Origin of the sequence: Rheinheimera nanhaiensis E407-8 (assembly GCF_000296695.1) — a bacterium.
In the GTDB taxonomy this organism is placed as follows: Bacteria; Pseudomonadota; Gammaproteobacteria; order Enterobacterales; family Alteromonadaceae; genus Alishewanella; species Alishewanella nanhaiensis.
Map to the genome: position 1 here is coordinate 62,081 of NZ_BAFK01000015.1, position 23,878 is coordinate 85,958.

The 23,878-nt window shown below is 48.5% G+C and carries 23 protein-coding genes; 17 read left to right on the forward strand and 6 right to left on the reverse strand.

Translation table 11 applies throughout. The annotated features are described in order from the left end of the window. Positions 1 to 5: 5 nt before the first annotated feature. Entirely contained in the window at positions 6 to 995 is a 990-nt protein-coding gene (locus tag RNAN_RS12685; protein WP_008222370.1) for an AAA family ATPase, read from the reverse strand. Between the two features lie 78 nt (positions 996 to 1,073). Beyond that, positions 1,074 to 1,658 (reverse strand): recombinase family protein, encoded by a 585-nt coding sequence (locus tag RNAN_RS12690; protein WP_040552128.1) that lies wholly within the window; start codon positions 1,656 to 1,658, stop codon positions 1,074 to 1,076. Positions 1,659 to 1,865: 207 nt separating this feature from the next. Between RNAN_RS12690 and RNAN_RS12695 the strand changes: the two genes are divergently transcribed. Then, positions 1,866 to 2,495: a hypothetical protein gene (locus tag RNAN_RS12695; RefSeq protein WP_040552130.1), complete on the forward strand. Its 630-nt coding sequence runs from the start codon at positions 1,866 to 1,868 to the stop codon at positions 2,493 to 2,495. 127 nt (positions 2,496 to 2,622) lie between these two features. On the opposite strand, the gene RNAN_RS12700 is transcribed toward RNAN_RS12695, so the two are convergent. The 4 genes from RNAN_RS12700 to RNAN_RS12715 all read right to left on the reverse strand — a co-directional run bounded on the left by RNAN_RS12700 (position 2,623) and on the right by RNAN_RS12715 (position 6,839). Beyond that, positions 2,623 to 3,813, reverse strand: a complete 1,191-nt coding sequence (locus RNAN_RS12700) for a YbfB/YjiJ family MFS transporter (RefSeq protein ID WP_008222372.1) — start codon at positions 3,811 to 3,813, stop codon at positions 2,623 to 2,625. 83 nt (positions 3,814 to 3,896) lie between these two features. Further along, complete coding sequence (locus RNAN_RS12705) at positions 3,897 to 4,388, reverse strand: YbhB/YbcL family Raf kinase inhibitor-like protein (RefSeq protein WP_008222374.1); 492 nt, start codon at positions 4,386 to 4,388, stop codon at positions 3,897 to 3,899. Between the two features lie 26 nt (positions 4,389 to 4,414). Then, positions 4,415 to 4,837 carry a thioredoxin TrxC gene (gene trxC, locus RNAN_RS12710; RefSeq protein ID WP_008222376.1) on the reverse strand — a complete coding sequence of 141 codons (423 nt, stop codon included), beginning with the start codon at positions 4,835 to 4,837 and terminating at the stop codon, positions 4,415 to 4,417. Between the two features lie 229 nt (positions 4,838 to 5,066). Next, complete coding sequence (locus tag RNAN_RS12715; RefSeq protein WP_008222378.1) at positions 5,067 to 6,839, reverse strand: DEAD/DEAH box helicase; 1,773 nt, start codon at positions 6,837 to 6,839, stop codon at positions 5,067 to 5,069. Positions 6,840 to 7,002: 163 nt separating this feature from the next. Here RNAN_RS12715 and mioC point away from each other — a divergent pair, with 163 nt between their 5' ends. The 16 genes from mioC (at position 7,003) to RNAN_RS18745 (ending at position 23,769) form a co-directional block, all read left to right on the forward strand. Next, positions 7,003 to 7,440 (forward strand): FMN-binding protein MioC, encoded by a 438-nt coding sequence (gene mioC, locus RNAN_RS12720; RefSeq protein ID WP_008222379.1) that lies wholly within the window; start codon positions 7,003 to 7,005, stop codon positions 7,438 to 7,440. Between the two features lie 578 nt (positions 7,441 to 8,018). Beyond that, positions 8,019 to 9,908, forward strand: coding sequence for a tRNA uridine-5-carboxymethylaminomethyl(34) synthesis enzyme MnmG (mnmG, locus tag RNAN_RS12725; protein WP_008222381.1), 1,890 nt, complete (start codon positions 8,019 to 8,021; stop codon positions 9,906 to 9,908). Between the two features lie 18 nt (positions 9,909 to 9,926). Then, the gene (gene rsmG / locus RNAN_RS12730; protein WP_008222382.1) at positions 9,927 to 10,544 is read left to right on the forward strand and encodes a 16S rRNA (guanine(527)-N(7))-methyltransferase RsmG; all 618 of its coding nucleotides are present in this window, start codon (positions 9,927 to 9,929) and stop codon (positions 10,542 to 10,544) included. Positions 10,545 to 10,563: 19 nt separating this feature from the next. Further along, positions 10,564 to 11,358: a ParA family protein gene (locus RNAN_RS12735; protein WP_008222383.1), complete on the forward strand. Its 795-nt coding sequence runs from the start codon at positions 10,564 to 10,566 to the stop codon at positions 11,356 to 11,358. A 26-nt stretch (positions 11,359 to 11,384) separates the two neighbouring features. Further along, complete coding sequence (locus RNAN_RS12740) at positions 11,385 to 12,257, forward strand: ParB/RepB/Spo0J family partition protein (RefSeq protein WP_008222384.1); 873 nt, start codon at positions 11,385 to 11,387, stop codon at positions 12,255 to 12,257. 134 nt (positions 12,258 to 12,391) lie between these two features. Further along, the gene (locus RNAN_RS12745) at positions 12,392 to 12,772 is read left to right on the forward strand and encodes an ATP synthase subunit I (RefSeq protein WP_008222386.1); all 381 of its coding nucleotides are present in this window, start codon (positions 12,392 to 12,394) and stop codon (positions 12,770 to 12,772) included. A 14-nt stretch (positions 12,773 to 12,786) separates the two neighbouring features. Beyond that, the gene (gene atpB / locus RNAN_RS12750) at positions 12,787 to 13,647 is read left to right on the forward strand and encodes a F0F1 ATP synthase subunit A (RefSeq protein ID WP_008222388.1); all 861 of its coding nucleotides are present in this window, start codon (positions 12,787 to 12,789) and stop codon (positions 13,645 to 13,647) included. Between the two features lie 41 nt (positions 13,648 to 13,688). Then, positions 13,689 to 13,922, forward strand: a complete 234-nt coding sequence (gene atpE, locus RNAN_RS12755; protein WP_008222392.1) for a F0F1 ATP synthase subunit C — start codon at positions 13,689 to 13,691, stop codon at positions 13,920 to 13,922. A gap of 50 nt (positions 13,923 to 13,972) precedes the next feature. Beyond that, positions 13,973 to 14,443 (forward strand): F0F1 ATP synthase subunit B, encoded by a 471-nt coding sequence (atpF, locus tag RNAN_RS12760; protein WP_008222394.1) that lies wholly within the window; start codon positions 13,973 to 13,975, stop codon positions 14,441 to 14,443. 11 nt (positions 14,444 to 14,454) lie between these two features. Further along, positions 14,455 to 14,988: a F0F1 ATP synthase subunit delta gene (gene atpH / locus RNAN_RS12765; RefSeq protein WP_008222396.1), complete on the forward strand. Its 534-nt coding sequence runs from the start codon at positions 14,455 to 14,457 to the stop codon at positions 14,986 to 14,988. A 14-nt stretch (positions 14,989 to 15,002) separates the two neighbouring features. Beyond that, positions 15,003 to 16,544 (forward strand): F0F1 ATP synthase subunit alpha, encoded by a 1,542-nt coding sequence (gene atpA, locus RNAN_RS12770; protein ID WP_008222398.1) that lies wholly within the window; start codon positions 15,003 to 15,005, stop codon positions 16,542 to 16,544. A gap of 52 nt (positions 16,545 to 16,596) precedes the next feature. Then, a complete protein-coding gene (gene atpG / locus RNAN_RS12775) occupies positions 16,597 to 17,460 on the forward strand; it encodes a F0F1 ATP synthase subunit gamma (RefSeq protein WP_008222400.1) in 864 nt (287 codons plus the stop codon). A gap of 33 nt (positions 17,461 to 17,493) precedes the next feature. Next, positions 17,494 to 18,879 (forward strand): F0F1 ATP synthase subunit beta, encoded by a 1,386-nt coding sequence (atpD, locus tag RNAN_RS12780; protein WP_040552133.1) that lies wholly within the window; start codon positions 17,494 to 17,496, stop codon positions 18,877 to 18,879. Positions 18,880 to 18,902: 23 nt separating this feature from the next. Then, positions 18,903 to 19,319, forward strand: a complete 417-nt coding sequence (locus RNAN_RS12785) for a F0F1 ATP synthase subunit epsilon (RefSeq protein WP_008222403.1) — start codon at positions 18,903 to 18,905, stop codon at positions 19,317 to 19,319. 197 nt (positions 19,320 to 19,516) lie between these two features. After that, positions 19,517 to 21,484 carry an alpha/beta hydrolase family protein gene (locus tag RNAN_RS12790; RefSeq protein ID WP_008222408.1) on the forward strand — a complete coding sequence of 656 codons (1,968 nt, stop codon included), beginning with the start codon at positions 19,517 to 19,519 and terminating at the stop codon, positions 21,482 to 21,484. 212 nt (positions 21,485 to 21,696) lie between these two features. Beyond that, positions 21,697 to 23,769, forward strand: coding sequence for a winged helix-turn-helix domain-containing protein (locus RNAN_RS18745; protein ID WP_052027294.1), 2,073 nt, complete (start codon positions 21,697 to 21,699; stop codon positions 23,767 to 23,769). Positions 23,770 to 23,878: the final 109 nt, after the last annotated feature.

A 23,878-nucleotide genomic window follows, 5' to 3' on the forward strand; every position in this document is an offset into this window, starting at 1 on the left:
ACTTTTTATTTGTTATTACCTGACTGCCTTCTAGAAAAGGCCTTTAACAGTGTTTCACTTGTTATTTTTGCATTAAAATTCAAAACAGCTTCTTTAGCTGCATCTTCACAAGATCGGGTAATCTCAGCAGAGCTCAAACCATTTGCAGCTTCAGCAACCATCCTCCAATCAAAATCATCGGTATCGAAAAGCGATAGACGGTTTTGAATAAGAAGGCATATTTGATCAAATTTTGGTTTTTCAAACTTAATGATATCATCAAATCTTCTATAAAGCGCTTGGTCTAGTAACTCTGGATGGTTTGTAGCTGCAACAATAATACTCTCTGATGCATCTTGCTCTACAAACAACAAAAATGAGTTTAACACCCTACGAATTTCCCCAACATCATTGGGTGCACCTCGTTGAGTTCCTATAGCATCAAATTCGTCAAAAAGATAAACAGCTCTTGTTTGCCTTATATGATCAAAGATCAAACGCAACTTTGCAGCAGTCTCTCCCATAAAACGTGTAATAAGATTATCTAGGACGATTGTATAAAGAGGTAATTTTAACTCTGTTGCCAACATAGATGCAGACATTGTCTTACCAGTTCCAGGAGAACCAGTAAAAAGAAGTTTTCTACGCGGCTGCAAACCAAACTGACTGAGTTTGTCCTTCTGACGTTGTTCTAATATCACCTTCTCCATACGTTCTTGCATGTCATCAGAAAGAACAAGCTCATTAAGACGAACACTGTGTGGCGTGAGCTCTAATAGACCTTTTAACTCACTTTGATTCTGTTGCGCAAAAGGTATAGTTCTAGACGATGCTAGACCCAGCTTATTGGTAGAACGCTGAGATTTCTCAACAAGATTTTTAATATCGCTCGCAAGCTTATTATGCCCCTGTCGAGCTTCTTTGGCAGCAACCTGAAGGGCAACAGAGTAAAAACGCTGATCGTCACGTTCAGCGTGACTCTTTAAAAGCGCTTTTAGTTGTTCCGCAGTAGCCATTATTCAATCTCCATAAGACGGGGCAACTTTACCAACTTTATACAATAAAGTCTGTGTAGTATGACAGGGTTTAAGCACTTAATCCCCTCTAGAATTTTGTACACTCACCACCCCTACATGATTATAAATAGTCGTTCTAGATACACCATATCGCCTAGCAACATCAGATACAGGAATAGAACCATCTTTGAGTAATGCCCTAATCTCCCTGATATCTTTTTTCTGTAACTTTGGCTTCCGCCCACCCAAGCGCCCGCGAGCTCTTGCGGCTTCCAATCCCGCCTTAGTACGCTCGCTAATCAAATTTCGCTCAAATTCAGCCAAAGCAGCAAACACATGAAAAACCAGCTTTCCAGAAGCACTGTTCGTTTCAATCTGTTCTTGTAGGCTCAGAAATCCAACCCGTCGCTCATCAACCAGATGGGTAACAACGTTCACTAAGTCTGCCAAACTACGACCTAACCTATCTAGCCTCCAAACGACCAACGTATCCCCAGGTCTAAGAGCCTTTAAGCAGTTATCCAGTTCGGGTCTAGCGGCATTCTTCCCACTGGCCTTGTCCTCGTAAATGATCTCGCAACCAGCAGCAGCCAACGCATCTCTTTGCAAATGCAGGTTTTGATCGTCGGTTGAAACTCTGGCATAGCCAATCTTTTGATTCATGTACGTTTTTTTAACATAGAATTTTATACAAGTATTTTAACAAATTTATAGATTAAATTCCAACCAAATTGCTAAGTTATGAACTGTTAAGAAAATGGTGGTTTGTTGAACAAGAAAATAAAAGCTCGGCTCTTTCTCTGAAAAACTTGATCTATATAAATAATCATATATAGTTCTATGTATAGTTAATCCTATGGAGGTATTAAGATGCCAGTAACTATTAGCATTTCCGATGATGTGTACCGCAGATTGGAAGCGTTGGCTGTCGGATTCGACACACCAGAGAGAGTTATCGAGCGATTGCTCGACTCGGTTGAGGAGGGCGGACCCAAGTCAAGCGAAAACAAACCGTCCCTAACCTTTGTCCCTGATGAGACTGCTTTCAAAAATGAGCTGATAGCTCGCAAGAAGGCACAGGTCGTTCTTCATTTGAAAAACGGTGAACGAGATGTCATTCATTGGAATGCGTCTAGATTCCAACCCAGTTCAAATCTTCGAGCTAATTTATGGTCTGGCATTCTGAGAAACTGGAAGGATAAAGGAATCACCTCTGCTGAACTTTCGGTTCTACCCAGGGGCCACAATCATCCCGACGACAATACAGATCTATTAATAGCTATTGCCGGAGAAGTTCATTGGACGCTCGAAGAGGTAGAGCAGTACTTCGTTGATTACGATCTGGTAGGCAGTGACGACGGCCATCCTTACTATTACCTAGCGACGTTCAGTGATGAGACACCTGACGAGCTGAAGCGAATTGCAGGGCTGAACAGCTCAAATCAACTTCACATGGGTCTAAACATAGTTCCGGATGAAGATCAGGGAGAATTCGAGTAGAGTAATATCTTCATATAATCAATACTTTATGTGTTTTGTGATTGGTAAGTTTTACTCCACATTTACTCCAAAAAACATATAATTTATTGATTTAAAATAACTAATTACTTTCTGTATCGGGAAGTAACTATATTGGCTTATCTAGCTGCTGCGCGGTGTTATCTGTTGCTATTAGCAGCCAGACCAAGATCGCGCCTAAACTGACAAAGCCCGCTGCCAAATAAAGGCCGATATGATAGTGACCGGTTAGCTTAGCTAAGTAGCCGGTCAGCGCCGGCGCTATTACCTGGGCACTGCCATAGGCTAAGGTCATTTTACCCATTAATTTTGCCGGTTTACTCGGATACAAACGCCCGGCCATCGTTAGCACTAAACTGACTACACCGACAAAAGTCGCGCCAAATAAGGCGGCACTTAATAGCACAACAGCGATGCTGTTAAACCACAGCGGTAATACGATTGAAATAGCCTGTAACAGTAGCGCCAGCATAATGGCTTTTAGGTAGCCGCTTTTACGGGCAACCAGATCCCACAGCAGTACTGCCGGCGTGGCGGCCAGCCCCAGCACGATAAAACTCAGGTTACCGCTGCCGCTTAAGCCCGGCATGCGCTCAACAATAGTGACGATAAAAGTGGCGCTAATCACATAGCCATAGCCGGCGCAAAAGTAACTGGCCAGCAACAGCCAGATAAAGCGGTTAGAGGGTGCGGCTTGGCTTGCGCTGGCAGCTTGTTGTATCCTGACAAGCGCTGGGCGCGGCAACCAGCGCCAGGCCGGAATAGCCAACAACAGGCCAAATAACGCCAGGTATTGCCACTGGCTACGCCAATTCAGCTGCAGGCTTAACATCAGCTCTACCAGTATGGCGGATAAGGCGATACCAAAGCCCAGCCCGGCAAAATGAATGCCGAGCTCTGCCCGCTGCTGATGGCGCAATAGCCAATGCAAAATTAACGCCGACGCCAGTAGCATAGAGCAGGCACTGCTAAAGCCAGCAACAAAACGCCACAGCGCCCACAGCGTCAGGTTTGGTGTCAGTGCCATCGCCACGGTACTGACAATAGCCAATAGCAAGCCCAGCCGGTACAGTCGGTCTTTTAGCTGTAAATCGCTGATACTGGCGGCCAGCAAAGCGCCCGCCATATACCCCAGGTAATTCACCGCCGCCAGATAACCGCCGCTGGCATCATCCAGCAGCTGTTGCTGCTGCATCAGCGGTAACAGGGGCGTGTAGGCAAAGCGGGCTATGCCTAAACAGAGTAACTGGCTGAAAAAGCCCGCCAGTAACACATAAAAACGCTGTGCCGGTATAGTCAAGCCAGGGATCCGCTTAGTAAAACCTTAGCCTAACGCAACAAAAAAGGCCGTGCTATACGGCCTTAGTCGGATACCCCTGCGGCTTAACGGGCGTAGGTCGCCGTTAGGGTAGCTTTGCCCAGTGCCATGGCGTTTAACATAAAACCGACCACAGCGGCGCTGGCGCCATCTGCCGCGGGTAGCGTTTCTTCCGGCAAGGCCCACACCGTAAACTGGTAACGGTGCATACCATGGCCCTCTGGTGGGCAGGCGCCACCAAAGTCTTTCATGCCGTAGTCATTAGTAAAACTACGACAACCTGGCGGCAAACGCCCTTTACCGGCACCACGGGCTAAACCGCTGGCGGCAGCAGGAATATCGGTGACCAGCCAGTGCCAAAAGCCAGAGCAGGTGGGTGCGTCCGGGTCAAACACCGTCACGGCAAAACTCTTGGTGCCCGCCGGGGCATTAGCCCAATTCAGCGCGGGCGACACATTGCTGCCGCTGCAGCCAAAGCCGTCAAACTCCTGATCTTTGGCCATAAAATGGCCCTCTTTAATATCCGGGCTGGTTAGGGTGAAAACCTGCTTTGTCATAACGCCTCCAAAAAGTGAGTAAATACTTACTTATATTGCGATAACCATTGATAAAAGGCCTGCTTGGGAAAGGCACCCGCTTGCTGCGCAACAACCTTACCCTGTTTAAATACCATCAGGGTCGGAATAGAGCGGATATTAAACTGCGCCGCCAGTGCCTGCTGCTGCTCGGTATTAATCTTACCAAAGCGAAAGTACGGTTCCAGCTCGCTGGCGGCCTGGCTAAATACCGGCGCAAAGCTCTGGCAGGGGCCGCACCAGCTGGCCCAAAAGTCTACCACCAGCGGTAGCTCACTTTTTTGTGCATGGGCGGCAAAGTTACTGCTGCTCAGTTCTAACGCTTTACCCTGAAATAACGGCTGTTTGCATTTGCCGCAGTTGGCTTGCTGCGCCGGCTTATCAGGCGGCAGCCGGTTTAAGCTATTACAGCCAGGACAGGCAATGATCATGTCTATACTCCGGAAGTTTATTTCAAGCCGCTTTAAAACCTTGATTTGGGTGTCTCAGAGTGTCTGAGCTGGCGCGATAGCGCAAGCGAGTTGCTGCGGCAAGCCAAAGCGATCATGGTACAGCTGCGCAATCACCCTGATATACCTGAAATGGGTTGAACTAGTGATAATTTAAAGCCGCAGCCATAAAAAAACCCTGCCGTGGCAGGGTTTGCTATTACGCTAACACTTAATCGCGTGGCTTACGCGGCGCCCGCGGTGCGGCACCCGGGCGTGGGCCAGGACCATTTGACGGCCGGCGCTCACCTGCCGGTGCGGCGCCGCTGTCTACCGTGATATTCAACTTTTGCTTCCGCACATACACCTTTTTCAGGTGCTGAAAAATTTCATTCGGGATAGCCGCTGGCAGCTCAACCGTACTGAAATGATCAAACAGTTTGATGTTACCGATAAACTGGCTGTCGATATTGGCTTCGTTGGCAATGGCGCCGACGATATCACCGGCACGCACGCCATGCTCTTTACCGACTTCAATACGATAGGTCTGATAATCACCTTTCATTTCCCGCTTCACGCGTGGGCCACGCTCCGGACGCTCGCCACTGCGCTCTGGCCGGTCACCCCGCTCACGCCGCGGACGCTCTTCACGCTCACCGCGGGCATGCGGCTCACGGATTTCCGGGAACTGGCTGGCCACATTTAACGGCTGATCTTTCTGCGCTAAATACAACAGCGCCGCCGCCAGATCGTTTTCGGTGGTGTCTATCTTCTCGCGCCAGTCGTTAATTAAGTCCTGGAAGAAGCTTAAGTTTTGCGTTTCGATAGTTTGTGCCAGCTGTTCGCGGAACGACTCGATCCGACGCTGTTCAATCACCTGACCGGATGGCAGTGACATTTTTTCTATCGGTTGCTTGGTCGCATGTTCAATAGTACGCAGTAAACGGCGCTCACGTGGCGAGACAAATAAAATTGCCTTACCTTCACGGCCGGCGCGGCCGGTACGGCCAATACGGTGCACATAGGCTTCGCTGTCGTACGGAATGTCATAGTTTACCACCAGGCTGATCCGCTCCACGTCCAGGCCACGGGCGGCAACGTCAGTCGCCACTATAATATCCAGCTGGTTAGCCTTCATTTTACGAATGGTCAGCTCACGGTGTGCCTGGTTCATATCACCGTTTAAGCAGGCGACGGCATAGCCGCGGGCGCCCAGTTTTTCGGCAATTTCTTCGGTGGCACTTTTAGTGCGCACAAACACAATAGAGGCATCGTATTCTTCGCCTTCCAGTACGCGGGTTAACGCATCCAGCTTCTGGTTACCGTCCAGCATCACATAGCTTTGCTTAATCCGCTCTACGGTGCTGGTTTTCGACGCTATTTTAATCTCTTCGGCGTTTTTTAAATGCTTTTGCGCAATAGCACGGATCTGTGGCGGCATGGTGGCCGAGAACATGGCTACCTGACGGCCGGCCGGTGTGGCGTCCATAATGGTTTGCACATCATCAATAAAGCCCATACGCAGCATTTCGTCAGCTTCATCCAGCACGATAGCGCGTAACTTATCCAGCTTTAAGGTGCCACGGTCTAAGTGGTCAAGAATACGGCCCGGAGTGCCGACAATCACTTGCGAGCCACGCTTTAGTGACTTCAGCTGATTGGTGTAACTTTGGCCGCCGTATAACGGCAGCACGTGAAAGGCCGGCATATAACGGGCATAGGCCTGGAAGGCTTCAGCCACCTGAATGGCCAGCTCACGGGTAGGGGCCAATACCAGAATTTGCGGATCGTTTTGCGCAGGGTCAAGCCGTGCTAATAAAGGCAGCGCAAAAGCACCGGTTTTACCGGTACCGGTTTGCGCCTGGCCTAATACATCTTCGCCAGCCAATAATTTAGGGATAGCCGCCGCCTGAATAGGCGATGGGGTTTCATAGCCAAGTTCAGTCACAGCACGAACAATAGCCTCAGGCAGCATTAGCTGGGAAAATGACACAGTGTCAGACATACGTTGTTTAAACCTCAATAACACGCAGGCGTAGTGGTAGTGCTATTGTTGTTTTTACTTAGCCTGCAGAGCAGTAAAAACATGTAAACCGGACCAAAGGCATAGCCATGGCCGATTTTATTCCAGTAGTATAGCCAAACATTCTTTTGACAAGAGGCCTATCATGATAGACATCCTCGTTGGCAGCCAAATGGGCGCAGCGGAATATGTGGCAGAACAAGTTGCTGAAACACTGGTACAAGCGGGCTATGAGATTAGTCTTCATCTGAAACCCGAACTGGATCACCTTAACCCGAATAACGTCTGGTTAGTGATCACATCCACCTATGGCGCAGGAGATCTGCCTGATAATATTCAACCCTTTGCGGATCAATTAGCACAAGATCGGCGTGATCTTACCACACTTTCTTATGCGGTGATCACTTTAGGTGACTCTTCGTACGATACTTTTTGTGAAGCCGGCCGTAAACTGAGCCACTTACTAAAAGAAAAAGGCGCGACAAGCCTGCTGCCGGCGTTGGAAATTGATGCCCAGCAGCCAGCATTGCCGGAAGATACTGCGCTGGCCTGGTTGCCACAATTGATAAAACAGCTGGCATAAAAAAAGCGGGTGGCAAGCACCCGCAAACACAAGTATATCTCAGGAAGAACAGGATAACGCTCGTCTCTCCCAGTTGGCCTCAGCAATAAAACCAACTTGTCGCCACAGTAACGGCTTCGCACCGGCTTGTCTTGATAAGCAAATGATAAAGCGATGATAAAGCCGTTTATCCCGATTATTACAGTTATACACTTTTATACACAGAAACCGCTTTAGTAGAAAACTTATGTGTATAACTGTAGGTTTTTCCGGTGTTAAACCTGTTTTTATCCTTGTTATAACAAAAATATTTTTTTGATATGTGGATAACCTAGCAAGTTGATCACGGGTTCAACCGGAACAGATCCTAGCTTGATCACAGGATCTGATCCTGAATAAGCTACTGATCCTTTTTACAAAGATCCTGTTATCCACTGAAAACGGTCTGCTTAGTAGTAAACATAATAAAAAGATCTCTAAAAAGATCTTATTTAATTTAAACGATCCTAAGCCGGTAACACCATTCCACTTACCCGAGGATCAGGGTACAATAAGCGCCCTTTTTTAATCCGCCTGTACAGCGCAAAACCGAGGCAGCTATGTTGTATCAAGAGACTTTTGACGTCATCGTTGTAGGTGGCGGCCATGCAGGCACCGAAGCCGCATTAGCTGCTGCCCGTATGGGCCGTAACACCTTGTTGTTAACCCATAACGTTGAAACCCTGGGCCAGATGTCGTGCAACCCGGCAATAGGCGGTATTGGTAAAGGCCATCTGGTAAAAGAAATTGATGCCTTAGGTGGCGCTATGGCACTGGCGGCGGACAAAGGCGGTATTCAGTTTCGTACGCTAAACAGCTCTAAAGGACCGGCAGTCAGAGCTACCCGCGCTCAGGCCGACCGGCAATTATATCGGGCTGCTATCCGGCAGATGCTGGAGAACCAGCCGAATTTAAGCATCTTCCAGCAAGCCTGTGATGATCTGATGGTAGAGCAGGACAAAGTAACCGGTGTGGTTACCCAGATGGGGCTGAAATTTCGCGCCAAATCCGTTGTATTAACCGTAGGCACCTTTTTAGGTGGCCAGATCCATATAGGTTTGCAAAGCCATTCCGGTGGCAGAGCCGGTGATCCGCCCTCCATTGCACTGGCTAAACGTTTACGGGAATTACCTTTTAGAGTCGACCGGTTAAAAACCGGAACACCACCGCGTATTGATGCACGCACTGTAGATTTTTCCGTAATGCAGGCGCAACCGGGCGATACCCCTACACCGGTGTTTTCTTTTTTAGGTAAGCACAGCGATCAGCCAACGCAGATCCCCTGTTACATCACCTACACCAACGAGCAAACACACGAGGTGATCCGCAATAACCTGGACCGCTCGCCAATGTATACCGGCGTGATTGAAGGCATAGGCCCGCGCTATTGCCCATCGATTGAAGATAAAATTATGCGCTTTGCCGATAAAGACAAACACCAGATCTTTATCGAACCGGAAGGTTTAACCACCCACGAGTTATACCCCAATGGCATATCAACCAGCCTGCCGTTTGACGTGCAGCTGAGCATAGTGCGCTCAATAAAAGGTATGGAAAACGCTCACATTACCCGGCCAGGTTATGCTATCGAGTATGATTTCTTTGACCCACGCGATCTGAAAAGCACACTGGAGACCAAATTTATCAGTGGCTTGTTCTTCGCAGGCCAGATAAACGGTACCACCGGTTATGAAGAAGCCGGTGCGCAGGGCTTATTGGCTGGTTTGAATGCGGCGTTGTTCAGCCAGGAACAGCAGGGTTGGTCACCCAGCCGCGATCAGGCTTATCTGGGTGTATTGGTAGACGATCTGACTACCTTGGGCACGAAAGAGCCCTACCGCATGTTTACCAGCCGGGCGGAATACCGCTTAATGCTGCGCGAAGATAACGCCGATGCCCGTTTAACCGAAAAAGGCCGTGAGTTGGGTTTAGTAGACGATGTGCGTTGGGCTGCCTTTAACCAGAAGATGGAGCAGATTGCACTGGAGCGGCAACGGTTAAAACAAAGCTGGATCCATCCACAGCACTCAGCGTTGCAAGCGGTAAACGGCCTGGTTAAAACCCCACTTAGCAAAGAAGCCAGCCTGGAAGAATTGGTACGCCGGCCAGAAGTTACGTACGCGCAGCTAATGCAGATCGCAGATCTTGGCCCTGGCCTTGCAGATCAAGCTGCAGCAGAACAAGTTGAAATACAAATCAAGTACGAAGGCTATATTCAGAGGCAGCAGGATGAAATTGCCAAACAGCAACGCAATGAGCAAACCTTATTGCCACAACAGTTTGATTATAAAGCCGTTAAAGGTTTATCTAACGAAGTGATCGTGAAACTAAACCAAACCCAGCCGCAAACGGTTGGCCAGGCATCGCGCATTTCGGGTATTACACCAGCGGCGATCTCATTGCTGTTGGTCTATCTGAAAAAACAGGGGCTTTTGCGTAAGTCTGCGTAATTTATATTAAGGATCAGAATGTTAGATAAATTACGCGCATTGGTAGCGCAAACGTCGCTAACCTTATCAGAGCAGCAACTGCAGCAATGTATCGACTACGTAAAGCTGCTGGATAAATGGAACAGTGCGTATAACCTGACTTCAGTGCGCGATCCGCAAGAAATGTTAATCAAACACGTGATGGACAGCCTGGTGGTCGCACCTTACCTGAGTGGCGAGCGCATTATTGACGTTGGCACTGGCCCGGGTTTACCCGGCGTGTTACTGGCCATTTACTACCCAGAAAAGCAATTTACTTTGCTTGATAGCCTGGGCAAGCGCATTCGTTTTTTAAACCAGGTAAAACTGCAGCTGAAACTGAACAATATTCAGCCACTGCAAAGCCGGGTAGAAGATCACCAGCCAGAGCAAGGTTACGATGGCGTGATCAGCCGCGCTTTTGCCTCAATGAACGATATGTTGAGCTGGTGCCGGCATTTACCCGCGCCGACTGGGCGCTTTTTCGCCATGAAAGGCGCTGCAGTACAAGAAGAAATTGCAGCTTTACCTGATTTTGTTAAAGTAGCGAGCGTTCAGGCACTTAGTGTGCCAGAGTTGCATGCACAACGGCATTTGGTAATACTGGACCCCTGCTAACTGATAACGAGGACATCTTGTGGCGAAAGTGATCGCGATAGCTAACCAGAAAGGTGGTGTGGGTAAAACCACCACAGCGGTAAATTTGGCCGCGTCTCTGGCGGCGACCAAGCGCAAGGTGTTACTGATTGATCTGGATCCGCAAGGCAATGCCACTATGGGCAGCGGGGTAGATAAATACGACCTGCCCGCTACGGCTTACGAACTGCTGGTAGATGACAAACCGCTGCAGGAAGTCGTGGTGAAAGAAACCAGTGGCGGTTACCACCTGGTGGGTGCAAATGCCGATTTAACTGCAGCCGAAGTGCGCTTAATGAACCTGTTTGCCCGCGAGCTGCGTCTGCGTAATGCGTTAAAAGACTACCGTAACAGCTACGATTTTATCTTTATCGACTGCCCGCCCTCACTGAATATGCTTACCGTGAATGCGATGGCGGCGGCTGACACCGTGCTGGTACCAATGCAGTGCGAATATTTTGCCCTAGAAGGCTTAACGGCGCTGGTAGAAACCATTAACCAGTTGGCGGCTGCGGTTAACCCTGAGCTTAAGATCGAAGGTATCTTAAGAACCATGTACGATCCGCGCAACCGGCTGGCCAATGACGTATCGGAGCAGTTAAAACAACATTTTGGTGATAAGGTATATCGCGCTGTGATCCCGCGTAATGTGCGCCTGGCCGAAGCGCCCAGTTTTGGCGCACCGGTGATGTATTACGATAAAAGCTCGACTGGTGCCAAAGCCTATTTAGCGCTGGCAGGTGAAATGTTACGCCGGGCCGATAAAAAAACAGTGAGCCAGAACAGCTCGGTTTAAACGATTATTTTTAGGGAAGCTTTTTCATGTCGGTAAAGAAACGCGGTCTGGGCCGGGGTCTGGATGCCTTACTTACGTCCAACAGAGCCAGCAACAACAGTGCTGCTAATCCTGGCAGCAGTGAACTGCAGCAGTTGCCGATCGAGTTTCTCACGCCGGGTAAATATCAGCCACGTAAAGACATGTCGCAAGAAGCGCTGGAAGATTTAGCCAGCTCTATCCGTGCCCAGGGCGTGATCCAGCCGATAGTGGTGCGGCCTTTAGCCAAAGATAAGTTTGAAATTATTGCCGGTGAACGGCGTTGGCGTGCCAGCCAATTGGCACAGCTTAGCGATGTGCCCTGTATTGTCAAAGACGTGCCGGATGAAGCCGCGGTGGCCATTGCCCTGATTGAAAACATTCAGCGTGAAGATCTCAACGCCATGGAAGAAGCAGTGGCACTGGAGCGTTTGCTGACAGAATTTGCCCTCACCCACCAGCAAGTGGCTGATGCAGTGGGCAAATCGCGCGCTTCGGTGACCAATTTATTACGGCTAAACCAGTTAAACGATGATGTAAAACTGTTGCTGGAGCACGGTGATATTGAAATGGGCCACGCCCGGGCACTGCTGGCGCTAAAAGATACCGAGCAGTCTGATGCCGGCCGTTTAGTGGCGGCCAAACAGCTGACCGTGCGTGAAACCGAAAATTTAGTCCGGCGTATTTTAGAGCCTAAACCTGTGGTGGCAGAAAAGCCGCGTGACCCGGATGTGGTATCGCTAGAGCAGCGCTTAAGCGAGCGTTTTGCCGCGCCGGTACAAATTAGCTACAACAACAAAGGCAAAGGTAAGCTGGAAATCAGTTACAGCAGTCTGGATGAGTTAGATGGCATTATTGCCAAACTGCAGGTCGCTGAGTAATAAAACAGCAGTTTGGTGCAGATATCTGGACTGGCAAGGCGTGCGCGCCGCTTTTTGTTGCAAATTGAAGGCAAATAAGTATACTTTCGCAAGTTTTTTTCGCCCCTTCCCGGGTGTTTTCAGGGGCACAGACAGTGACTGATCAAAGTGCGGTAATGGCGCGCAAATCAGCCTATAAGCTGGTACTATGCCAGCTTGCAGTAGCCGGCGTTATTACACTGGCTTTTTTTTTAGCTGCCGATGCAGCTGCGGCAAAATCGGCCTTTAAGGGCGGTTTAGTCGCCGTAATACCAAATTGTGTGTTTGCGTTTTTTGCCTTTCGCTTTAGTGCAGCAATTAACGCCAACCAGGTGCTGGCGGCCTTTATGCGGGGGCAGTCGGCTAAATTAGTTTTAACCGCAGTGTTGATGAGCGTGGTATTTTCACAGCCCGGCCTGGTAGCGCCTGCTTTTTTTACCGGCTTTGTGCTCACGCTTTTAACACAGTGGATGGCACCAGTTTTTTTTAAACATTAACAATGGGATGAAACATGGCTGCAGGTGAAGAGTTAACCCTCTCTAGCCATATTCAGCACCACCTTACTAACGCCAAAATGTGTACTGTCGATGGCAGTGTCGCATTTAACAAAGCGTGTAGCGAGGCTGGTTTCTGGACATGGCATATCGATACTTTAGCGTGGTCTATTGGCCTGGGTTTGATCTTTTTATGGATCTTCCGCAGCGCGGCCAACAAAGCCACCGTCGGCGTTCCGGGTAAATTTCAGTGTTTCATTGAAATGATCGTTGAGCTGGTTGCCAGCAACGTGAAAGACACCTACCACGGTAAGAGCAAGTTAATTGCACCACTGGCACTGACTATCTTTGTCTGGGTGTTCTTAATGAACCTGATGGACTTGATCCCGGTAGACTTCCTGCCCGCTTTCGCCGGTTTTGTCGGCGAACAGGCGTTCGGTATGGACAGCCACGATGTGTACATGAAAATTGTACCGACCACAGACGTAAACCTGACTGCCGCACTGGCGATTGGCGTATTTATTCTGATGATCGGTTATTCAATCCGCATTAAAGGTGTATTGGGCTTCATTAAAGAGCTGACACTGCACCCGTTCAGCAGCAAAAACGTACCGCTGCAAATTCTGTTAATTCCAGCCAACTTAATACTGGAAACTATTGCACTGGTAGCCAAGCCGTTTTCACTGGCACTGCGTCTGTTCGGTAACCTGTATGCCGGTGAGATGATCTTTATCCTGATTGGTGCCATCGGTTTAATGCAGTTACCGCTGCACTTTGTCTGGGCAGTCTTCCATATTCTGGTAATCGTACTGCAGGCGTTCGTATTTATGATGTTGACCATTGTTTACTTAAGCATGGCCAGCTCAGATAACCATTAACTTTTTACTTTAACTTAACCTTAAAAACTCTGGAGATAAAAATGGAAATTGCAGTAGCTATCAAATTAATCGCAGTTGCTCTGTTAATCGGTTTCGGCGCTATCGGTACCGCACTGGGCTTCGGTAACATGGGTGGTAAGTTCTTAGAAGCTTGTGCCCGTCAGCCTGAACTGGCACCACAACTGCAAGTTAAAATGTTCATCCTGGCAGGTCTGATCGACGCCGTTGCGATGATCGGTGTTGGTATCGCTATGTACATGTTGTTCGCCCTGTAATCGAAGGCTTTTTGTTAATCCGAACAACTGTTAACTAAGGAGGAGCGGTCGTGAATTTAAACGCCACTCTGCTGGGCGAATTAATCGCATTTGCGGTGTTCGTGCTGTTCTGTATGAAGTTTGTCTGGCCACCGCTGAACAATGCTATTGAAGCGCGCCAGAAGAAAATTGCTGACGGTTTAGCTGCTTCTGATCGGGCAGAAAAAGACCTGGCATTAGCCCAGGACAAAGCCAAAGATCAGTTAAAAGAAGCCAAAGCGCAGGCGGCAGAAATTATTGAGCAAGCGAAAAAACGCGAAGCCAAGATGATTGATGAAGCCGTGCACAAAGCCAACGCCGAACGTGAAAACATTCTGGCGCAGGCTAAAGCAGAATTAGAAGCCGAGCGTAACCGTTTACGCGAAGAGCTGCGCAAACAAGTTGCTGCCTTAGCAGTGGCCGGCGCAGAGAAAATTCTGCAACGTTCTATTGATGAAGCTGCTCACAGCGACATTCTGGAAAAACTGGTTCAAGAACTGTAAGAGGATGAGCTATGTCTGATTTGACTAATATTGCTCGTCCTTATGCCAGAGCAGCCTTTGACTTTGCCGTTGAGCAAAATGCACTGGATGCCTGGCTACAGATGTTGGCCTTTGCTGCTGAAGTAGCAAAGAACGACCAGGTTGGCGTTTATTTAGGCGCCAACGGTTCTGCTGAAAAGCAAGCCGGTCTGTTTATCCAGGTATGTGGTGAGCAACTGAATGCGCACGGTCAGAACTTAATTAAAGTGATGGCAGAAAATCATCGTTTGCTGGCGTTGCCTGAAGTGTTAACCGCCTTTGTGGCGCTGAAGGCTGAATATGAGCAGGAAATTGACGTGTCTGTCGTTTCTGCCACCAAGCTTTCAAAAGCACAACAGGACGCGTTAGCCGCGGCACTTTCTAAACGTTTGGCACGCAAAGTTAAATTGAACTGTAGCGAAGATCCTGCAGTGGTCGGCGGTATGCTGATCAAAGCAGGTGACATGGTAATTGATGGCTCGGTCCGCGGTAAGCTGGACCGTTTAGCAACTGCGCTGCAGTCTTAATTGGGGAACAGAGAATGCAACTGAATTCCACTGAAATATCAGAACTGATCAAAAGTCGTATTGCTCAGTTCGAAGTGGTCAGTGAAGCTCGTAACGAAGGTACTATCGTTCAGGTAACTGACGGTATCATCCGTATCAATGGCCTTGCCGACTGTATGCAAGGCGAGATGATTGAGCTTCCTGGCAACCGTTATGCTATCGCGCTGAACTTAGAGCGCAACTCAGTAGGTGCCGTAGTTATGGGTCCGTACGCGGACTTAACCGAAGGCACTAAAGTAAAAAGCACTGGCCGTATTTTAGAAGTACCGGTGGGCCCACAGCTGTTAGGCCGTGTGGTTAACACCTTAGGTGCACCTATCGACGGTAAAGGCCCAATTGATGCTGCGGGTTTTGAGCCGGTAGAGAAAATTGCCCCGGGCGTTATCGACCGTCAATCAGTCGACCAGCCAATGCAGACCGGTTATAAGTCTGTTGATGCGATGATCCCTATCGGTCGTGGTCAGCGTGAATTGTTAATCGGTGACCGTCAAACCGGTAAAACCGCACTGGCAATCGACGCCATCATCAACCAGAAAGGCACTGGCGTTAAGTGTATCTATGTTGCTGTAGGCCAAAAAGCCTCTACTATCGCTAACGTAGTACGTAAGCTGGAAGAGCACGGCGCCCTGGCCCACACTATCGTGGTGGTAGCATCTGCCTCTGAAGCGGCTGCGCTGCAGTTCCTGGCACCTTACGCCGGTTGTACTATGGGTGAATACTTCCGTGACCGCGGTGAAGATGCGCTGATCGTATACGATGACCTGTCTAAGCAAGCTGTGGCTTACCGGCAGATCTCGTTACTGCTGCGTCGTCCACCAGGCCGTGAAGCTTACCCGGGTGACGTATTCTATTTACACTCACGTCTGCTGGAGCGCGCCTCACGCGTAAATGCTGACTACGTTGAGCGTTACACCAACGGCGAAGTAAAAGGTAAAACCGGTTCGTTAACCGCACTGCCAATTATTGAAACCCAGGCCGGTGACGTATCTGCGTTCGTACCTACTAACGTAATCTCGATTACTGACGGTCAGATCTTCCTGGAAACTGACTTATTCAACGCCGGTATCCGTCCTGCGGTGAACGCCGGTATTTCGGTATCGCGGGTTGGTGGTGCAGCACAAACTAAGATCATCAAGAAATTAGGTGGTGGTATTCGTCTGGCATTAGCCCAGTACTCAGAGCTGGCGGCGTTCGCGCAGTTCGCTTCTGACTTAGACGATGCAACCCGCGCTCAGTTAGAGCACGGCCAGAAGGTGACTGAGCTGATGAAACAGCTGCAGTACAGCCCAATGTCTGTTGCTGAAATGGGCTTGTCTATTTTCGCTATCGAAAAAGGCTTTATGAAAGACGTCGATGTAGCCAAAATCCTCGATTTTGAAGCTGCCCTGATTGCTTTTATGAAAGCAGAGCACGCTGAGCTGATGGCTGAGATCGATAAAACCGGTAACTACAACGACCAAATCGAGTCTACGTTCAAAGCTGCCATTGAGAAATTCAAGGCAACGCAGACCTGGTAATCAATGCGGGTGGCTTGCCACCCCATTCGTTGAATGAATCGGAGATACAGTCATGGCCGGTGGTAAAGAGATAAAAAGTAAGATCGGGAGTATTAACAATACTCGCAAGATCACCAGTGCTATGGAAAAGGTTGCGGTCAGCAAAATGCGCAAAGCGCAGGACCGCGTAGCTGCAACACGCCCATACGCTGAAGGTATGCGCAAAGTGATTGGTAACGTTGCCAATGGCAGCCTGGAATACCGCCATCCGTATTTAGCGGAGCGTGAGGTAAAACGGGTTGGCTATATTGTCATTTCTACTGATCGTGGTCTTTGCGGCGGCCTGAATACCAACGAGTTTAAGAAAGTTGCCCTGGAGCTGAAAAGCTGGAAAGACAAAGGGGTGGATGCGCAATTTGCCGTTATCGGTAACAAAGCGACCGCCTTCTTCAAGCGTTTCGGAGGTAAGGTAGTAGCACAACAGGCGGGTTCAGGTGACGTACCACGTTTGGCTGATGTGATTGGTTCGGTAAAAGTAATGCTACAGGCATTTAACGAAGGCCGGATTGACCGCTTATTCCTGGTGTACAACAAGTTTGTAAACACCATGAAGCAGGAGCCAGTGATCGATCAACTCTTACCTTTGCCAAAAGCAGATATTGAGCAAAAAGCACATAACTGGGATTACCTGTACGAGCCGGATCCAAAACCTATCTTAGATATGTTACTGGACCGTTTTGTTGAGTCGCAGGTTTATCAGGGCGTGGTAGAGAACTCTGCCAGTGAGCACGCGGCGCGGATGGTAGCCATGAAGGCTGCAACCGACAACGCCGGCAACCTGATGGACGACCTGAAGCTGGTGTACAACAAAGCACGTCAGGCCGCGATTACCCAGGAGCTTAGCGAAATCGTCGCAGGTGCGGCAGCTGTAGGCTAAGGTAAACAGTTTTGAGAAATTTGAGGAAACATCATGAGTCAAGGTAAGGTCGTCCAAATCATTGGCGCCGTTGTGGATATCGATTTTCCACAAGACGCGGTACCTGGTATCTATGACGCGTTAAACGTGACCGACGGTGAGCTGAAAGGTTTGGTGCTGGAAGTGCAGCAGCAGCTGGGTGGCGGTACGGTTCGTGCTATCGCACTGGGTACAACTGACGGTTTACGTCGCGGCGCAGCTGTGGCAAATACCGGTAAAGCAATTCAGGTTCCGGTGGGTAAAGCCACATTGGGCCGTATTATGAACGTATTAGGCGAGCCAATCGACGAAGCGGGCCCAATCGGTGAAGAAGAGCGTTGGTCTATCCACCGCGCGGCACCTTCATACGAAGACCAGGCGGCGTCAAACGCGCTGCTGGAAACCGGTATCAAGGTTATCGACCTGGTATGCCCGTTCGCCAAAGGTGGTAAAGTGGGTCTGTTCGGTGGTGCCGGTGTAGGTAAAACCGTAAACATGATGGAACTGATCCGTAACATCGCGATCGAGCACAGCGGTTACTCAGTATTCGCCGGTGTAGGTGAGCGTACCCGTGAAGGTAACGACTTCTATCACGAGATGAAAGACTCTAACGTACTGGACAAGGTATCGTTAGTGTACGGTCAGATGAACGAGCCACCAGGCAACCGTTTACGCGTAGCGTTAACCGGCTTAACCATGGCGGAAAAATTCCGTGATGAAGGCCGTGACGTGCTGTTCTTCGTGGATAACATCTACCGTTATACGCTGGCCGGTACTGAAGTGTCTGCACTTTTGGGCCGTATGCCATCAGCAGTAGGTTATCAGCCCACGCTGGCAGAAGAGATGGGCGCGCTGCAAGAGCGTATTACCTCGACTAAGACCGGTTCTATCACGTCAATCCAGGCCGTATACGTACCTGCGGATGACTTAACGGACCCGTCACCAGCGACGACGTTCTCGCACTTAGATGCGACCGTAGTACTGAGCCGTAACATCGCGTCTCTGGGTATTTACCCGGCGATCGACCCGCTGGATTCAACTTCCCGTCAGTTAGATCCACTGGTTATCGGTAAAGAGCATTATGAAGTGGCGCGCGGTGTGCAATCAGTTCTGCAGCGTTACAAAGAGCTGAAAGATATTATCGCCATTCTGGGTATGGACGAGCTGTCTGATGAAGACCGCACTACCGTATACCGGGCGCGGAAAATTCAGCGCTTCCTGTCACAGCCATTCTTCGTTGCTGAAGTATTCACCGGCTCACCAGGTAAATACGTACCGCTGAAAGAAACTATCCGTGGCTTTAAAGGTATCCTGGACGGCGAGTTCGACCACATGCCAGAGCAGGCGTTCTACATGGTTGGTTCTATCGACGAAGCGATCGAAAAAGCGAAGAAACTGTAAGTTCAGGCTTTAGGAGAGCGGAGATGGCGATGACAGTGCAACTGGATGTAGTAAGTGCCGAAGAGAAAATTTTCTCCGGCCTTGTCGAATCCGTGCAGGTCACAGGCAGTGAGGGCGAGCTGGGTATTTTACCCTTCCACGCCCCGTTACTGACCACCCTGAAACCTGGCATGGTCCGTATCGTGAAACAGTTTGGCGAAGAACACGTGATTTACGTAGCCGGTGGCGTACTTGAAGTACAACCCGATACCATCACCGTATTGGCCGATGTCGCGGTACGCGGCGAAGACTTAGACGAGCAAGCCGCTTTGGCCGCACAAAAACGTGCCGAAGAAGCGATGCAGCATGCTGGCGCAGACTTCAACTATGCTGAAGCTGCCGCGCAACTGGCCGAGGCCATTGCACAGCTGCGCGTTATTCAAAAAATGCGTAAAAAATAAGTTCGGGTTCCGAAGTATAAAAAGCCACCTTAGGGTGGCTTTTTTGCATCTGGTAAATGACTTTTGGTTGAGGAGTATGGTTTTTTGTTAACTATCGGTGTCTTATGTTTTTCTGCTGCCTGTTTAAACATGATTTCAATTGAAGCATTTTTACATCCTTGTTATTGTGCTGCGAAAATTTTAAAAAAGGATGTTTTATGAAAGTCGCTTTAAGTTTGTTGGCTTTATTTCTAGTGTCCACCACCAGTAACGCAACAGTTGATAATGTATTGCTGCAAAAATACGCTAAGCCAGCGCAATTTCTTAATATTAAAATTTCACCGGACGGAAAGTATTTTGCTGCTACTCGTCGTGCTGACGACGGAAATATTCAACTTGTTGTTTTAGAAAGAGAAGGATTTAAGCTGGTATCGCAACAACACTTCGCTGGCAAAGATTCAATTGACGAGTTCTTCTGGGTAAATAATTCAAGGCTAGTGCTATCAGTGGCCAGAGAGTTGGGTGCGTTAGAAAGGCCGGTACCAACGGGTGAATTGTATGCGATGAATGCCGATGGCAAAAAGCGACTAATGCTAACAGGTTACCGTTCTGCGGCGAAAGAGCCTGAAATGGTAAGCATTATAGATTGGCTGCCTGAAGAAGATAAGATGATTTTGATTGCCAGCTATAACTGGATGCTGGAATCACCTTATGCTGAAGTCTACCGCTTGAATGTTGACACAGGTAGGAAACGTCGGGTTGAACGTGCACCATTACGTTGGCAAGAAGGGCAGCCGGTGTATTTTATTGCAGACAAGAAAGGCGCGATCAGGTTTGCCACTGGTCTGGATATGATTAAAAATCGCGACCTGGTGTCAATGTATAAACCAACGGCAGATGCGCCATGGCAGGAGTTACATCGTAATCACTTAGATAATGGTATGTTAGTGCCATTGCAGTTTACTGATGATGAGAAGGCTATTATTGCCCTAAGTAACATTAATTCGGATACACAGGCTCTGGTTAGATACGATTTGGCAACCAAGCAAGAAACCATTCTTTTGCAACATCCCAAAGTTGATGTCAGTCCAGTCATGGGCCTAAACAAAGGTAATGCAGATGAAGTTATTGGTGGTGCTTTTGAATACGAAAATATTGATGCAGCCTTCTTGGCTGACGTAAAAGACCCGTCATTTCGTAACAATATGCAAATGTTAATGGATGCCTTCCCAGGTCAAGCTATTAGTATTCGGTCAGCTACAGCAAATAACGAATTGTTAGTTATCGGCGTTAATTCGGCAAACACTGCGACGTCTTTTTACTTGTATGATACCAAGAAAAAACAAGCTTCCTTTTTGCTCGATAGCCGGCCATGGTTAAAAGATGTCAGTATTCCAAAGTCGGAAGCCATATTGTACAAGGCACGTGATGGCTTGGATATTCAGGCAATTTTAACTAAGCCTAATAACATGGAAGACAATAAAAAGTATCCGTTAATCCTGTTACCACATGGCGGTCCTCATGGCCCTTATGATTCGCTGAGTTCAATGGATACTGATGCCAAAGTGTTTGCTGAACATGGCTATGTGGTGCTGCAGCCGAACTTCCGTGGTTCTGGTGGTTTTGGTCGTAGTTTTGAAGCCTTAGGTTACCGCAACTGGGGTACTACCATGATTAATGATATGACTGACGGTGTTCAGCATTTAATTAAGCAGGGGTTAGTTGATCCTGACCGGGTTTGTGTTTATGGCGGCTCTTACGGCGGTTACGCCACCTTGATGAGCGCTGTGCGTGAGCCGGAGTTATACAAATGTGCGGTAGGTTTTGTCGGTGTTTACGATCTGAATTTAATGTTTGAACATGGCGATATACCTAAGCGTCAGTCGGGAGTAGAGTATTTAACAAAAGTGCTGGGTACAGATAAAGCACAGTTGAATGCGCAATCCCCACTATACAATTTAGATAAACTCAAAGCGCCAGTATTTATCATTCATGGTGGTGCCGATGAACGGGTGCCGGTAATACATGCTGAGCGTTTACGCGAAGAGCTTACTAAGCGTAATCATCCGTTTGAGTGGATGCTAAAAGAAAAAGAAGGGCATGGTTTCTATCAGGCAGAGAATAATATTGAGCGCTGGCAGCGAATGCTAGCGTTTTTCGATAAGTACATCGGTAAGACACACTAAATTTGTAGTTCAGCCACCTTAGGGTGGCTTTTTTCTGCCTAAACGATTTGCTGCGTTTAATCATCTCTAACTGATCGTTATCACTGTCTTGCCGCCATTGTGCCAGTTCGGGGACATTGTTGATTAATGTTTCTTTATCTTTATTATGTGTAAATAAACTGGCTTAAATATTAATTCTAAGCTGTTAACATGGTGGCGCTTAGCAAATGAAGATGGTTGATCTAGGTGAGTTCAGAGTAAACATCCAGCAGCGTCTGCTATACCGGCAGCAGGAAGAACTTGCAGCAGAACCTAAAGTGATAGAAGTGCTCTGCTATCTGATTGAGCATCCAGACCGCTTTGTCAGTTTGCAGGAGCTGCACCAGCAGGTTTGGCATGGCCGTGTGGTAACAGATACCGCAGTAAGGCGTACCATAAGTAAGTTACGCACTTTATTGGGCGATAACGACAACGAACAGCCGAAGTATATCCGCTCACAAATGAAGCGAGGTTATCAGCTTGTTTGTCCGGCTGTGCAGAGCAGCGATAATATGGCAATTCAGCCGCTAGATAACCGGGCTGTTAGCAGTGCAAAGCCGCGACTATTCAAGTTGTCCTGGGTAAAGCAATTAGTATTAGGTTGCCTGGCCAGTGCTGTCGTCCTTGTAACTGCTCTGTTATGGTTTGCTTCTCCGGTGCAACTGCACACCCACTTAATGCAAGTTGAACTGGATATACCCGGGCAAAAGGCCAGCCTGGCGGTGTCGCCAGACAGCCGCTATCAGGCCTTTGTTGGTCGTATCAGCAGTGGTGATAATTGGCAGCTTTACTTGTATGACAGGCACAAAGGCCAGTTATCTAAGGTGGATACGCCGGTACCGCATGTGCGCTTTGTCGATTTTGTCGCCGATGGTAGTGCTCTTGCCTATGTTGGCTTTCGCCAGGATGTGGCCGAGCTGTATATTCAGCCTTTGGCTGATTTGTCCGCCGCCCCGCGACAATACATTATGGCGGGTTTACCCATACTGGCAGGCCCTATGGCCCTGCCAGATAATCAGCTGTTGATCGCTGCAGGAAAAAGTTATAACGGTAACATCCATTATTACCAATTGGACATAGAAAGCGGCAGCTACAGCCAGTTTAGCTATAGCAGCGCCGCTGCAGTGCAGGACGCCTATGCCCGTTTATCTCCGGATAAACAACATTTGGCACTGATCCGGGCCAATATTGCTGAGCGCAAGCTGTATCTTCAGTTATACCGTTTAGCTGATAAAGAATTAGTGAAAGAGCATAAACTCAGCGATCAACTACTGGATATGCGGCTAAGTTGGCTGGCCAAAGACGCTTTACTGTTAAAACAGCAGCAGCAATTTCTCTGGTTTAACATTAACACCGGCCAGCTGGAGCGTGTTGCTGCGTCGGCCGAGCATATCAAAGAGTTTGTCACAGACAAAAGCGGGTACTTTGCCGCAATTTATCGAAAACCGGCTGAACAACAACTTTATCAGACGCCCTGGCCCTATACTGATGGTTTTAGCCAGCATTTACAAATGCATGCGCAAGTGCAGTTTGTGCAATACAGTCATGACCAGGCTTTTTATTGGTTAACCGAGCAACTTGGTCACTATTATCAGTTATCGCGTTTTTACCGCGATTCCGGAAAAAAGCAATTGGTTATGCAATCAGAAGCGCCTTTTGTCCTGTTGGATCAAGCGGCTGCACACCTGCTGTTACTCAAACGCTTAAACCGGCTTGAGCTGATGGATACGCGAAGCGGTGACCTGGTGCACTTGTCGTTAAGCACTCAGCAGATTGATCAGGGCGTATTTAGCGATGATGGCCGCTATGTTTATTTTGCTGCTGCCAGTGGCGGTAACTGGCAGATAGTACAATACGATATTGAACTGGCGACGCAGCGGGTAATATTAAATGACTATCGTGTGCTGCAACCCTACAAAGCAGGTTTTATTGCTGCTGCGGTAGATGGCTCGGTATGGCTGTTGGATCAGAGTATGCAGCGAGTCACTAAGTTGTATCAGGGGATTCATTATGACTTGCATTATCAGCTGGCGCTACGTGGCGATAACCTGAATATTCTGCACCGCAATCTGATGTCTGATTGGGAGTTGGTCAGTATAAACCTTAACAGTGGACAACATTGGCAGCGAAAACTGGCTTACAGCGAATTCAGTCCACAATTCTCATTAGATAAATCAGGCAATGAATTATTATTTTTCAAACCAAAAATCGATAATGATCAGATAGTTAGTTTTGGTTATAACTTTGGTTATAACTCCTTATTCTGAAAGTCACAGCAAAGTCCGCGACAAGTTATCGCAGTATCAGCACTTCACGTCCACTCTTGATGCAGGCCGCCAACTGGCCCGCCCAATCCAATCAACAGAGGACGCAAAC

What these genes read in the sequence shown, in the direction of transcription:
- atpA (WP_008222398.1), top strand. Translation starts at nt 15,003, where the DNA reads ATGCAACTGAATTCCACTGAAATATCAGAACTGATCAAAAGTCGTATT.
- atpE (WP_008222392.1), top strand. Translation starts at nt 13,689, where the DNA reads ATGGAAATTGCAGTAGCTATCAAATTAATCGCAGTTGCTCTGTTAATC.
- atpG (WP_008222400.1), top strand. Translation starts at nt 16,597, where the DNA reads ATGGCCGGTGGTAAAGAGATAAAAAGTAAGATCGGGAGTATTAACAAT.
- mioC (WP_008222379.1), top strand. Translation starts at nt 7,003, where the DNA reads ATGATAGACATCCTCGTTGGCAGCCAAATGGGCGCAGCGGAATATGTG.
- RNAN_RS12690 (WP_040552128.1), bottom strand. Translation starts at nt 1,658, where the DNA reads ATGAATCAAAAGATTGGCTATGCCAGAGTTTCAACCGACGATCAAAAC.
- RNAN_RS12740 (WP_008222384.1), top strand. Translation starts at nt 11,385, where the DNA reads ATGTCGGTAAAGAAACGCGGTCTGGGCCGGGGTCTGGATGCCTTACTT.
- RNAN_RS12695 (WP_040552130.1), top strand. Translation starts at nt 1,866, where the DNA reads ATGCCAGTAACTATTAGCATTTCCGATGATGTGTACCGCAGATTGGAA.
- RNAN_RS12715 (WP_008222378.1), bottom strand. Translation starts at nt 6,839, where the DNA reads ATGTCTGACACTGTGTCATTTTCCCAGCTAATGCTGCCTGAGGCTATT.
- atpD (WP_040552133.1), top strand. Translation starts at nt 17,494, where the DNA reads ATGAGTCAAGGTAAGGTCGTCCAAATCATTGGCGCCGTTGTGGATATC.
- RNAN_RS12705 (WP_008222374.1), bottom strand. Translation starts at nt 4,388, where the DNA reads ATGACAAAGCAGGTTTTCACCCTAACCAGCCCGGATATTAAAGAGGGC.
- RNAN_RS12785 (WP_008222403.1), top strand. Translation starts at nt 18,903, where the DNA reads ATGGCGATGACAGTGCAACTGGATGTAGTAAGTGCCGAAGAGAAAATT.
- RNAN_RS12790 (WP_008222408.1), top strand. Translation starts at nt 19,517, where the DNA reads ATGAAAGTCGCTTTAAGTTTGTTGGCTTTATTTCTAGTGTCCACCACC.
- atpB (WP_008222388.1), top strand. Translation starts at nt 12,787, where the DNA reads ATGGCTGCAGGTGAAGAGTTAACCCTCTCTAGCCATATTCAGCACCAC.
- RNAN_RS12685 (WP_008222370.1), bottom strand. Translation starts at nt 995, where the DNA reads ATGGCTACTGCGGAACAACTAAAAGCGCTTTTAAAGAGTCACGCTGAA.
- atpH (WP_008222396.1), top strand. Translation starts at nt 14,455, where the DNA reads ATGTCTGATTTGACTAATATTGCTCGTCCTTATGCCAGAGCAGCCTTT.
- rsmG (WP_008222382.1), top strand. Translation starts at nt 9,927, where the DNA reads ATGTTAGATAAATTACGCGCATTGGTAGCGCAAACGTCGCTAACCTTA.
- trxC (WP_008222376.1), bottom strand. Translation starts at nt 4,837, where the DNA reads ATGATCATTGCCTGTCCTGGCTGTAATAGCTTAAACCGGCTGCCGCCT.
- RNAN_RS18745 (WP_052027294.1), top strand. Translation starts at nt 21,697, where the DNA reads ATGGTTGATCTAGGTGAGTTCAGAGTAAACATCCAGCAGCGTCTGCTA.
- mnmG (WP_008222381.1), top strand. Translation starts at nt 8,019, where the DNA reads ATGTTGTATCAAGAGACTTTTGACGTCATCGTTGTAGGTGGCGGCCAT.